Source organism: Alcanivorax nanhaiticus, from assembly GCF_000756665.1.
GTDB lineage: Bacteria > Pseudomonadota > Gammaproteobacteria > Pseudomonadales > Alcanivoracaceae > Alcanivorax > Alcanivorax nanhaiticus.
In genome coordinates, this window is record NZ_ARXV01000003.1 from 290,277 (window position 1) to 302,350 (window position 12,074).

Consider the following 12,074-nt stretch of genomic DNA (forward strand, 5'->3'; position numbering starts at 1 on the left):
GGCAGTCAAATCAGGCCACCGGAGACGCCCCAAAGGCCCAACTCCACGTCTACAGCCTGTTACCTGCTTATCGGTACGATAACCATTTGTCATTTGCCAAGCTGGAAGACCCGCAATATGGTTATCACCCTGCTGAGGCCCTGCACCCTTGTCTGACATGTCGTCAGTGAGCTGCAGGCCTTACTTTACGCGGCTTTCAGGGAATGGGGTTGCCCTTTATTCCTCTCCGGAAGTCGATTATTTGCGAACCACAGACGGGGGTAACGCAGGTGATTATCGGTGTTCCCAAAGAAATCTGCCCTGGCGAGCAGCGCGTTGCTTTAACGCCTGCCAATGTCAGCGCACTGCTGAAAAAACAAGGTGTCGAGATCAAGGTCGAGCGTAATGCTGGCGACATCGCCGGCTATCCGGACAGCGCTTTTGAAGCTGCCGGCGCCAAGATTGTTGATCGTGACGAGATTTTCTCCACTTCCCAGATCGTACTTCAGGTTCAGACCCCTGGCAGCAACACCGCCAACGGCAACGAAGACCTGGACAAGCTGAAGGAAGGCCAGACCCTGATCGGCATGACCGATCCGTTGGCTAACCCGCAATTTGCCCAGTCTCTGGCCGCCAAGAAGGTTTCCGGTCTGGCTCTGGAGCTGGTACCACGTATTACCCGCGCCCAGGCAATGGATGTACTGTCTTCCATGGCCATGATTGCCGGTTATAAGTGTGTGCTTCTGGCAGCCACTGAATCCCAGCGTATGTTCCCCATGAACATGACCGCGGCAGGCACGCTGAATGCATCCCGCGTCTTCATCATGGGTGCAGGTGTTGCCGGTCTTCAGGCCTGTGCGACAGCCAAGCGTCTCGGCGCTGTCGTTGAAGCCTACGACGTACGCCCGGCGGCCCGCGAGCAGATTCTCTCTGTTGGCGCCAAGCCCGTAGAACTGGATCTGGACACCGGCGAAGCAGAAGGCTCTGGTGGTTACGCCAAGGCTCAGGGTGAAGATTTCCTCAAGCGTCAGCGTGAATTGATGACCGAAGTCGTCAAGGAAATGGACGTGATCATCACCACCGCCGCCGTTCCCGGTGCCAAGAGCCCGATCCTGGTGACCGAAGACATGGTAAAAGCCATGAAACCCGGTTCCATCATTGTGGATTTGGCCGCTGAGCGTGGCGGTAACTGCGAAGTGACCGAAGCCGGCAAAACCGTGGTCAAGCACGGTGTCACCATTATCGGTCCGGAAAACGTTCCCTCTTCTGTGGCTTTCCATGCCAGCCAGATGTTTGGCAAGAACATGGAAAACCTCCTTAACCTGCTGCTCGACGACAATGGCGACCTGCAGCTGGACTTCGAAGACGAAATCGTTGCCGAAACCGTGATCAGCCACAATGGCGATGTGCCTCAGGCCCGTTTGCGCGACCTGCTTTCTCTGCCTGCTCTGGCCAAACCGGAAGCGCCAGCAGAAGAAGCTGACAGCGAGGAGGAAAAATAATGGATTTCGTAGCTCAACTGACTCTGTTCGTGCTGGCGATTTTCCTCGGTGTTGAACTGATTACCAAAGTTCCGCCGACCCTGCACACGCCGCTGATGTCCGGCTCCAACGCAATCTCTGGGATCACCGTGGTGGGTGCCCTGATTGCCGCGGGTTCAGACTCTGGCCTGCTGATCAATGTGCTGGGCTTTGCCGCGGTGGTTCTCGCCACCATCAACGTGATTGGCGGCTTTATGGTCACCAATCGAATGCTGGCAATGTTCAAGAGGAAGTAATTCATGCACGTTTCCCAGAACTGGATCGATATCGCCTACTTGATCGCCGCCGTACTGTTTGTTGTCGGCATCAAGGGGCTGACCAAGCCCAAGACCGCTGTACGCGGCAACCTGCTGGCTGCCGCCGGTATGGGTGTTGCTGCTGTAGTGACCCTGCTTAACGAGCACATCGTTACTTATGAAATCATCATCGCCGGTGTCGTTGTCGGCGGCCTGATTGGTGCCATCATGGCCAAGAAGGTACAGATGACTTCCATGCCGCAGATGATCGCCCTGCTGAACGGTTTCGGTGGTGGTGCATCCTTTGCCGTGGCTTCTGCAGAATTCTTCCGTGGATCTGCCGATAACACCGTGTCCATCATCGCCACCGGCGCTGCTGTACTGATCGGTGCGGTTACCCTTACTGGCTCCCTGGTGGCTTTCGCCAAGCTGCAGGAACTCATCGATGGCAAGCCCATGGGCTTCCCTGGCATGAAAGTGGTTAACGCCATCCTGTTTGTTGGTTCACTGGTGGGCATCGGTTACCTGGTGGTTAACCCCGGCAATGAAACCGTATTCTGGGGTCTGGTGGCTGCCGCCATGCTGCTCGGTCTGCTGCTGGTACTGCCAATTGGTGGCGCTGACATGCCTGTGGTTATCGCACTGCTGAACTCCTACTCCGGTGTTGCCGCTTCTGCTGCCGGTTTCGTAATGGGCAACAGCGCCCTGATCATCACCGGTTCCCTGGTAGGTGCATCCGGCCTGATCCTGACCAGCATCATGTGTAAAGCCATGAACCGCTCTCTCACCAACGTTCTGTTCGGTGTAATGGCGGAAGCTGGCGAAGCCATGGACGAAGATGAAGTCTACGCTGGCAAGGTAAAATCCACCTCTGCAGAAGAAGTCGCCATGCTGCTGGAAACTGCTCAGCGCGTAGTGATTGTTCCTGGTTTCGGTCTGGCGATGGCCCAGGCGCAGCACGCTGTGCGTGATATGGCTGACACCATGGAAGCCATGGGCATTGAAGTGGAATACGCTATCCACCCGGTTGCCGGTCGTATGCCTGGTCACATGAACGTTCTGCTGGCGGAGGCTGAAGTGCCCTACGAGCAGCTCAAGGACATGGACCAGATCAACCCGACCTTCGAGCAGACCGATGTGGCTATCGTTCTGGGTGCCAACGACGTAACCAACCCCATGGCCCGCGAAGACAAAGGCAGCCCGATTTATGGCATGCCGATTCTGAACGTGGACAAAGCCAAGACTGTGGTTGTGGTCAAGCGCTCCCTGAGCTCTGGTTTTGCCGGCCTGCCCAACCCGCTGTTCGCCAAGGACAATACTCTGATGTTGTTCGGCGATGGCAAGGGTGCAGTACTGGACATCACCACTGCGTTGAAAGAAGGCTGATTATCAGCCAAAGAAAAAGGCGCCCTCTTGGGCGCCTTTTTTTTGTTCATCGCGGGTTGGCCGCCGACACCAAACCAGCCCGTATCCCCGAGAGAACCGGCGCTGACTGAGCCCTCTGGGTGCGACCGCGAAAGGCCGATGCCACGGCATCGCGACGGAACCGTCGCTCCCACAGTTGAATCATGCTCCCCGGGCCTTTAGCGACCCTTAGGGAGGGTTCTTCGTCCTGTGCTTACCCCACTCCCATTCCCGTAAATCCGCGCTGAACCCACAAAAAAAGCCCCGGTCTCTCACGAGCCGGGGCTTTTTCATCCCTGAAAATTATTTACTTCAGGGTATAAACCAGACCTACCGAGAAGGTGTGGTCGGTCTCACTAGTGCCGTCGGGCGCATCAGAATCATGCTCAAGGAGATGACGCAGACGGAGGGAGAACTTGGAGTTGATCGCCGTAGTCAGAGAGGTTTCTGCACGGGTGTCGGCACCCTCTTCACCCACTTCAGTGGAGAAGTCCTCACGGAACACCGTATTGTCACTGACCTTCAGATCATATTTGATACCGATACGAGCGATCGCATCCTCTTCAGAATCCTGACAGCTGAAGTAGGTATCCTGTGGGTCGAGACACTTTACCCGGTAACCAGGACCGAATTCAGCATCCAGAGTCTGCCGGTCAGACTCAATCCAGCGACGACCAAGACCGATAGCGTAACTGGCTTCGTAGTGGTAACCGGAGAAATTGTCTTTCTTGTAGGTTGCCACGTTGAACAGGTAATTCCTGGATTCTTCACCCAGCTTGCGGTCGAGCTTGTAGGAAGCGAAATAATTTTCGTCGGTACGGGTGTACTCTTCCGTATCCGGATCCTCTTCCTTCTCGTTGTTGGCGTCTGCCTTGAAGGTATGACGCCACTTGGCGCTATCACGCGCCATGTTGACGTTGCCATTGGTGGAATCAGAATTGGTGTTGCCTCGCTTGAAAAGCAAACCGACACCGATATCCCCCGTCCACTTAGAGGCACCTTCGGCTTCTTCAGCAGCCGCTGATACTGCCGGCAAGCCGGCAGCAATCAGCATGGCAGCCAAATACTTACTGCGCATGAATCTCTCCTTTACTCACTCTTGTCCAGATGGATATCCATCTGCGGGAACGGAATGCCAATACCCGCCTCATCGAAGCGGCGCTTCACGGTTTCCGTGGTGCCCCACAGAACAGGCCAGTAATCCGCACTGTTCACCCAGGGGCGGCAGAGGAAGTTCACTGAGCTATCAGCCAACTCGCCAACGGCGATAACAGGAGCGGGATCTTTAAGAACACGCTCGTCTGCTGCCAGCACTTCCTCAAGAATCTTCTTCACTTGCGACAGGTCGGCATCATAGGCAACCCCGAACACCATATCCACACGGCGGGTAGGCATCTCAGAATAGTTGACGATGTTTCCACCCATGATGGCACCGTTCGGAACGGTAATTACCTTGTTGTCCGGTGTACCCATAATGGTGGCAAAGATTTTGATTTCCTTGACCGTACCGGCAGCACCGCCTGCTTCAACGTAGTGCCCAACGCGGAATGGCTTGAACAGAATCAACATGACACCGGCAGCAAAGTTGCCCAGTGAATCCTTGAGGGCAAGGCCAACCGCCAGGCCAGCAGCACCGACAATGGCCACCAGCGACGTGGTCTCAACGCCCAGTTGGTCCAGTGCCGCGATGATGACAAAGGCAAACAGAATAATATGTACGATATTGCCTACGAATTTGGCCACCGTGCCGTCAATTCGCTTGTCCATCATGCGATTAACCGCATGAGCGATCTTGGATACCAGCCACTTACCAATAACGAAAATGACCAAAGCCGCAATAATATTCCATGCATACGGCATCAGGTTTTCATTAGCGAAAGTCTGAAGTTGATCCAAATATTGATCCATTTAACGTACTCCTCATCCAGTGAGCGCGAATTATGCCCCGAATTGCGTGAATCCCAAGTAGACAGGCGCCTTGGGTCTTCTGATTTTACAAATGTTTCACCTGATGCTGGCAAAACAGGGGAGCTCTCTCCCCCCGGGAGCCCCATGATGCTGTCTAATCCCTCTCTTGGCCAGCAAGATGCCGCCTAAATCACCGTTTTATAACACTTATCCTGCGGATTGTTGGGTATCTCGAGATGGCACCGGTATAATGCCTGCCCTCAACATTTGCTGTCCCTGTCGGAGCCTTTCATGACGTCAAGCCTGCGCGCCCAACTCACTGCCCAGCTGCAAGAACGCATTCTGATTCTTGATGGCGGCATGGGGACCATGATCCAGCGCTGCAAATTCACGGAAGAGGATTACCGCGGCACACAGTTCGCCGACTGGCCCTCTGATCTGAAAGGCAACAACGATCTGCTTTGCATCACCCAGCCCGAGCGCATCAAGGCGCTGCACAAGGGGTATCTGGACGCCGGTGCCGACATCATTGAGACCAACTCTTTCAATGCCACCTCCATCGCCATGGCTGACTACGACATGCAGCACCTGGCGCGTGATATCAACGTAGCAGCGGCCAAGGTGGCCCGGGAAGCAGCGGATGAGGCCTCCACCCCTGACAAACCCCGCTATGTGGCCGGGGTGCTTGGCCCAACCAACCGCACAGCCAGCATTAGCCCCGATGTTAACGATCCGGGCTTTCGCAATGTGACCTTCGACGCCCTTGTTGCAGCCTACCTGGACGCACTGGACGGACTGGTGGAAGGCGGCATCGATCTGGTATTGATTGAAACCATCTTCGATACCCTTAACGCCAAGGCGGCGGTGTTCGCAGTCGATCAGTACTGCTACGAGAACAATCTCGACCTGCCGGTGATGATCTCCGGCACCATTACCGATGCCTCCGGCCGTACCCTCACAGGGCAAACTACCGAAGCCTTCTACAACTCCCTGCGCCATGCCAAGCCCATCAGCTTTGGCCTTAACTGTGCCCTCGGGCCGATGGAACTGCGCCAATACATCGAAGAGCTGTCGCGTATTTCCGAGACCTTTGTGTCTGCCCACCCCAATGCAGGCTTGCCCAACGAGATGGGTGAATACGATCTTGATGCGGCCACCATGGCCAAAGAGATCAAAGGCTGGGCCGAGAAAGGTTTCCTGAACATTATTGGTGGCTGTTGCGGCACCACCCCGGAGCATATTGCGGCCATGGCCAACGCCGTTGAGGGAATGCCCCCTCGAGCCCTGCCCGATATCGAAGTCGCCTGTCGCCTGTCCGGCCTGGAGCCGTGCACCATCGCCAAGGACTCGCTGTTTGTGAACGTGGGTGAGCGCACCAACGTGACCGGCTCCAAGCGCTTCCTGCGTCTGATCAAGGAAGGCGAGTACGATGCTGCCCTGGACGTAGCCCGGGATCAGGTAGAGAACGGCGCCCAGATCATCGATATCAACATGGATGAGGGCATGCTGGAATCCACCGAGTGCATGGTGCGCTTCCTCAATCTGGTCGCCTCCGAGCCAGAAATCGCCAAGGTGCCGATCATGATCGACTCCTCCAAGTGGGAGGTGATCGAAGCCGGCCTGAAGTGCATCCAGGGCAAAGGCGTGGTGAATTCCATTTCCATGAAGGAAGGCGAAGAACCCTTCCTGCACCAGGCACGCCTGCTACGCCGCTACGGTGCGGCTGTGATTGTGATGGCCTTTGATGAAGTGGGCCAGGCCGAGACCCGCGAGCGCAAGGTGGAAATCTGTACCCGTGCCTACAAGTTGCTCACTGAGGAAGTGGGCTTTCCGCCGGAAGACATCATCTTCGATCCCAACATCTTTGCCATCGCTACCGGCATCGAAGAGCACAACAACTACGCGGTGGATTTCATCGAGGCGGTTGCCGATATCAAGCGCACCCTGCCCCACGCCATGATCTCAGGCGGGGTCTCCAACGTGAGCTTCTCGTTCCGCGGCAACGACCCGGTCCGTGAAGCCATCCACGCAGTCTTCCTCTACTACGCCATCAAGAACGGCATGGACATGGGGATTGTTAACCCCACCATGCTGGCGGTGTATTCGGATATTCCCGAAGAGCTGCGCAATGCGGTGGAAGATGTGGTGCTTAACCGCCACGAGGAAAGCACCGAGGTGCTGCTGGATCTGGCCGAGAAGTACCGTGGTTCTGGCGCAGAAAAGACAAAGAAGGAAGACCTGGCCTGGCGTGAATGGCCAGTGGAAAAGCGCCTGGAACACGCCCTGGTGAAGGGCATCGCCGATTATGTGGAAGACGACACAGAGCTGGCTCGCCAGAATGCCGAGCGTCCGCTGCATGTGATCGAAGGCCCTCTTATGGACGGCATGAACGTGGTCGGCGATCTGTTCGGCGAAGGCAAGATGTTCCTCCCCCAGGTAGTGAAATCTGCCCGAGTCATGAAGAAAGCCGTGGCCTACCTGATGCCTTTCATGGAGAAAGAGAAGGAAGAACTGGGCACCCAGGACGAGTCCAACGGCAAGATCCTCATGGCCACGGTAAAAGGCGATGTGCACGACATCGGCAAGAATATCGTCGGTGTGGTGCTGCAGTGTAACGGCTACGAGGTCATCGATCTGGGCGTGATGGTGCCCTGCGAGACCATTCTCGACACTGCCAAAAAGGAAAATGTGGACATCATTGGTCTGTCCGGTCTGATTACCCCGTCGCTCGATGAGATGGTGCACGTAGCCAGCGAAATGCAGCGTCTGGATATGGATCTGCCGCTAATGATCGGCGGTGCTACCACCAGCCGCATTCATACCGCGGTGAAGATCGATCCGGCCTATCAACATGCCGTGGTCCACGTGGCCGATGCCTCCCGCGCCGTGGGTGTCGCCTCCAAATTGCTCTCCAAAGACGCCAAGGCCGACTACGTGGCGGAACTCAAGGACACCTACGAAGGCCTGCGCGTGCGTCGCCAGCAGCAACAGGTGGACCGTAGCCTGATCTCCATCGAGCAGGCCCGTGAGCATCGCTTCCAGCCCGACTGGAACGGCTACACACCGCCAGAGCCGAAGGTGAAGGGGCTGAAGGTCTTTGACGACTACCCTCTGGATGATCTGGTACAGCGCATCGACTGGACCCCCTTCTTCCGCTCCTGGGAGCTGGCCGGCAAATTCCCCAACATTCTGGAAGACAAGGTGGTGGGCACAGAAGCCACCCGCCTCTATCGGGATGCCCAGGCCATGCTTGAGAAAATAGTTGAAGAAAAGTGGCTAAGTGCCCGCGCAGTAATAGGTTTTTGGCCGGCCAACTCCAACATGGACGACATAGAGCTGTACCGCAACCCGGGCGACAAGGAGGCCTTCATGACCCTCCACCACCTGCGTCAGCAGCTAGACCGCAGCAAGAACGATAAACCCGACTACTGCCTGAGCGACTTCATCGCCCCGAAAGAAACTGGCCTCACTGATTGGCTGGGCGGCTTTGCCGTCACCGCCGGCATCGGCATCGACGAGCACGTGGCCCGCTTTGAAGCCGACCACGATGACTACTCCGCCATCATGCTCAAAGCGTTGGCAGATCGTCTGGCCGAAGCCTTCGCCGAGCGCATGCATGAGAAGGTGCGCAAGGAATACTGGGGCTACGCCAGCGACGAGGCGCTCAGCAACCAGGACATGATCAGCGAGAAGTACCGCGGTATCCGCCCTGCCCCCGGCTACCCGGCCTGTCCGGATCACACCGAAAAGGGATTGTTGTGGGAATTGCTGGAGCCGGAAAAAAACGCAGGCATGTCCATCACTGAAAGTTACGCGATGCTGCCAGCTGCAGCCGTCTCCGGCTGGTACTTCTCGCATCCAGAGGCCAAGTACTTCGGCACCGGCAAGCTGGCCAAGGACCAGATGGACGATTACGCCGCGCGCAAGGGAATGAGCCGCAAGGAAATCGAACGGATGGTGCCGCATCTGCTAGGCTACGTTGAAGAGCAGTGAACAAGTAACAGTGAACAGTGCGCGTTCAGCGCATTGGGGTTCATCAAGCATTGAGGCCGCGCCCGGCACCTGGACGCGGCCTCTTGCGTTAGGGAAACGACCAAGGCGCGCACGCGCGCTGTTAACTATTCACTGTTAACTATTCACTGTCTTCCGGTGGCAATTCAAACCGTGCATCCCACTCGGACGCGTCGATGGATTCCCGATAGGCATGCCAGGTGGCGTAGCCGAGGACCGGTAGCAATATCATCAGCCCAACATAGGCAGTGAGGAGTCCGATCAGCAGGCAGATGCCGATCAAAGAGGCCCAGACAAACAACGCCAGTTTATTACGCAACACCGCATTGGCACTGGTGATGACGCCAGTAACCATGTCTGTTTCACGGTCCATGATCATGGGCAGCGAGAACGCACTGGCGGTAAAGACAATGGCACAGAACAGGGCCCCGACACTGCTGCCCACACCAAAGAACAACAACACATCCTCCACCCGCCATTCGTTCACCGGGTAAAAGATGTAGATCAGATTAGCGGCACGGGCCCAGACCAGAAACACGACCACCATGATGACAGTGAAGGTAAGTGCGTCGCCAATACAGATTCGTACCTGACGGAAGCTTTCGCTCAATGATGGCTGCTTGCCCTGCTGCAACTGAATGCTAATGCCGTACAGATTCAGTGCCAGAATCGGGCCGAGAAACACGAAGCCGGAAATCAGCGATAGATACAGCCCCATATTGCCAAACGCCCAGGCGGCTGCAGTGATCAAATAGCTGATCACCAGCATAATGAATCCGTAAATCAGGCTGACGCGAGGCGCTGCACAGAAATCCTGCCAACCCTTGCGCAGCCAGCGCAAGGGGGCAGACGGCTGAATCGCCCGGCAAGGAGCAACGAAAGGCCGGGTATCCTCCGGCAATCCATTGGCTTTGGTTCGAGGTGGCTTTTCGTCCATGTCACCATTCTCCCTCAGGCAGGGGACGATGCTCTGACCCAGATCAAGCTATCACTCTAAGCCCTGGTCATCCACATCACCAGAGGCAGCAGTCTCCAGCGCCAAAGTCCCCTGTCCAGCTTCAAGAACGGCTTGAAGATCATCCTGAACACTATGCATAACATCACTGGCAGCCCAAATGGCTGGGATACCGAACTCTACAGCGAGACTGGCAGCAGGATTGGCCGGGTCCTGTTGGCTGATAACGATACCGGCAGCTTGCAACAGCCACGGCAACCAGGAAGAGTCCACCTGATCGACCACCACAATGTCGCCCGGTCTTACCCTGTTCAGGGTCCAAGCGCTGCTCACCCTGCGAATTGGCCCTTCCACCTGCCCGGAAACAAGCGTTTGCCCCCGCAACAATGGGCTGACACGCTGGCCGCCACCAAAACCGTAGCCAATTTGGTCCATCTTCCAGTCTGGCGCGCCCTGCAGACTATCATCCAGATAACGCAACTTCCTGTCGGCGATGGTTTCCAGGCTTGCACTGGCCGGTAGCCGCGATCCCATCCACAACTGCCACAGCTCATCGAAATAGAGGAAGTAGATGTCGTCGGGATGCTGGATCAAGCCCTTGTTGACCGCCAACGCCCCCATGTCACTCAGCAGGATCCGAAAACGATTACCCAACGCCACCCGCAATGCACGCGCCCGGCGAAGCAGCTCTACTGGGCGCGGAATGACCTTATCGTTGGCGACAGAGGAACGAGGCGTCCTGAGACAGGCATTCAAACTCTGCGCCTGAGCGGGTTTTTCATGCAGCGCGGCATGCACAGGATCACTGCCCGGTCGTAGCCCGAAATCATCAATCTGAACCGGCTCTCCCCTTGCCAGCTCGTTCAGCAGGTCTAGTTCTGTGCTGGTCGTTAGTGCCTCCAGCGGCAACGGCGATTGCGCTGTTGCGAGCAGATCCGGCACGACCAGGTAGGATAGCCGCCCTTCAATTTTGCTGAGTCGCTCACCCAAGGCATCAAGATGCATGAACGAATGCCACAGTGATTCCTGGGTAATCTGGGGCGCCTGCCAGTTTTGTATTTCCCGGCTCATAAGCCCGAGAGAAAAGCCGTCACGTGTAGATTGATAGGTGGAGTAATGCTGTTGGGTTAGAGCAGTATCCAGTTTCTGCCACGCTGGTGGAACATGCCGGAAGGCGCCGGCGTGGCTATCCTGCAAGGCTGCGAAATAGGCACAGTTGGTATAAATATGGCTATGCTGTCGACGGTAGGGCTCCACTTTCTCAAGCTGCTCCCAACCCCGCTGGCGGACCAGCGGCTCCCAAAATGACGACTTGAACCAGCGTGCCGCCAAGGTATACCAAAGTGGACTTTCCGCCTGCACAAACAGATTGGTGCCTGCCCGGCGCGTCCAAGCCTCCTTGGGTGCCGGCAACGAACCTACGGGGAGCGTTTGCAACAACCAGATCTGGCTACCGTCATACACCCATTCACCGGCCTGGGGACGATCAAAATTCTGTTTCAGTGATTGGTAAAGAGCCAAAAGCTGTTGATGGGCAACCGTATCCGCTAATGATGCCGTCTCATGGCTGGCATGCACCAAACGACCTTGATCATCAAAGATGATCCGCTGGCGCTCACTGTTGCCATCGGCCACCCCTTCTACCACCACATGCGGTAGATCCTGCCGCAATGGGTGACGGGTGAAGAGCACACCAGCCGCACGTTGGCCAGGCAATGCCTGAATGATGACCTGCTCAGGGGATTGTTCGCGACCAAAGATCGCCGAGAGCGCGGCGGCCAATGCACTGTCTGAATCGAGATTGAGCAAACTTTCACGGCATGAATCCGGGTTCATCGGCCCTTGCTGGAGCACCCAATAACGCTCCTCACCAAACATTCTTGGCAAGGCCCGCAGTTTCTGGATCAACTCCTCGCTCTCTACGCCCAGCACATCCTGCCGATGCAGGCGCCAGCTTGGGGGCACGGGCAAACCCATGGCGGCCCAGCGCTGCAGGTTTTCGGCTCCCTGCTCGTCTGCCGTCAGTACTTCAATGCTCAT

8 protein-coding genes are annotated in these 12,074 nt (G+C 56.5%); 4 read left to right on the top strand and 4 right to left on the bottom strand.

Going from position 1 to position 12,074, the window contains the following annotated elements:
* Nucleotides 1-269 precede the first annotated feature (269 nt).
* Genes Y5S_RS05390 through Y5S_RS05400 form a run of 3 tightly spaced genes read left to right on the top strand, consistent with a single transcriptional unit; the run spans nt 270 to nt 3,142 of the window.
* Nucleotides 270-1,481 carry a Re/Si-specific NAD(P)(+) transhydrogenase subunit alpha gene (locus tag Y5S_RS05390; RefSeq protein ID WP_035231053.1) on the top strand — a complete coding sequence of 404 codons (1,212 nt, stop codon included), beginning with the start codon at nt 270-272 and terminating at the stop codon, nt 1,479-1,481.
* Nucleotides 1,481-1,756: an NAD(P) transhydrogenase subunit alpha gene (locus Y5S_RS05395; protein WP_035231055.1), complete on the top strand. Its 276-nt coding sequence runs from the start codon at nt 1,481-1,483 to the stop codon at nt 1,754-1,756. Before Y5S_RS05390 ends, Y5S_RS05395 begins: the two co-directional genes overlap by 1 nt.
* 3 nt (nt 1,757-1,759) lie before the next feature.
* Nucleotides 1,760-3,142 (top strand): NAD(P)(+) transhydrogenase (Re/Si-specific) subunit beta, encoded by a 1,383-nt coding sequence (locus Y5S_RS05400; RefSeq protein WP_035231058.1) that lies wholly within the window; start codon nt 1,760-1,762, stop codon nt 3,140-3,142.
* 325 nt (nt 3,143-3,467) lie between these two features.
* On the opposite strand, the gene Y5S_RS05405 is transcribed toward Y5S_RS05400, so the two are convergent.
* Nucleotides 3,468-4,238 carry a DUF481 domain-containing protein gene (locus Y5S_RS05405; RefSeq protein WP_035231059.1) on the bottom strand — a complete coding sequence of 257 codons (771 nt, stop codon included), beginning with the start codon at nt 4,236-4,238 and terminating at the stop codon, nt 3,468-3,470.
* 11 nt (nt 4,239-4,249) lie between these two features.
* On the bottom strand, nt 4,250-5,068 hold the full coding sequence (locus Y5S_RS05410) for a mechanosensitive ion channel family protein (RefSeq protein ID WP_035231061.1): 819 nt from the start codon (nt 5,066-5,068) through the stop codon (nt 4,250-4,252).
* Nucleotides 5,069-5,359: 291 nt separating this feature from the next.
* Between Y5S_RS05410 and metH the strand changes: the two genes are divergently transcribed.
* Nucleotides 5,360-9,061, top strand: coding sequence for a methionine synthase (metH, locus tag Y5S_RS05415; RefSeq protein WP_035231063.1), 3,702 nt, complete (start codon nt 5,360-5,362; stop codon nt 9,059-9,061).
* Between the two features lie 139 nt (nt 9,062-9,200).
* On the opposite strand, the gene Y5S_RS05420 is transcribed toward metH, so the two are convergent.
* Both Y5S_RS05420 and Y5S_RS05425 read right to left on the bottom strand, forming a co-directional pair.
* Nucleotides 9,201-10,016, bottom strand: coding sequence for a DUF2189 domain-containing protein (locus Y5S_RS05420; protein WP_035231065.1), 816 nt, complete (start codon nt 10,014-10,016; stop codon nt 9,201-9,203).
* A 51-nt stretch (nt 10,017-10,067) separates the two neighbouring features.
* Entirely contained in the window at nt 10,068-12,074 is a 2,007-nt protein-coding gene (locus tag Y5S_RS05425; protein WP_035231067.1) for a PEP-utilizing enzyme, read from the bottom strand.

What these genes read in the sequence shown, in the direction of transcription:
- Y5S_RS05395 (WP_035231055.1), top strand. Translation starts at nt 1,481, where the DNA reads ATGGATTTCGTAGCTCAACTGACTCTGTTCGTGCTGGCGATTTTCCTC.
- Y5S_RS05400 (WP_035231058.1), top strand. Translation starts at nt 1,760, where the DNA reads ATGCACGTTTCCCAGAACTGGATCGATATCGCCTACTTGATCGCCGCC.
- Y5S_RS05405 (WP_035231059.1), bottom strand. Translation starts at nt 4,238, where the DNA reads ATGCGCAGTAAGTATTTGGCTGCCATGCTGATTGCTGCCGGCTTGCCG.
- Y5S_RS05410 (WP_035231061.1), bottom strand. Translation starts at nt 5,068, where the DNA reads ATGGATCAATATTTGGATCAACTTCAGACTTTCGCTAATGAAAACCTG.
- metH (WP_035231063.1), top strand. Translation starts at nt 5,360, where the DNA reads ATGACGTCAAGCCTGCGCGCCCAACTCACTGCCCAGCTGCAAGAACGC.
- Y5S_RS05420 (WP_035231065.1), bottom strand. Translation starts at nt 10,016, where the DNA reads ATGGACGAAAAGCCACCTCGAACCAAAGCCAATGGATTGCCGGAGGAT.
- Y5S_RS05425 (WP_035231067.1), bottom strand. Translation starts at nt 12,074, where the DNA reads ATGAGCATTGAAGTACTGACGGCAGACGAGCAGGGAGCCGAAAACCTG.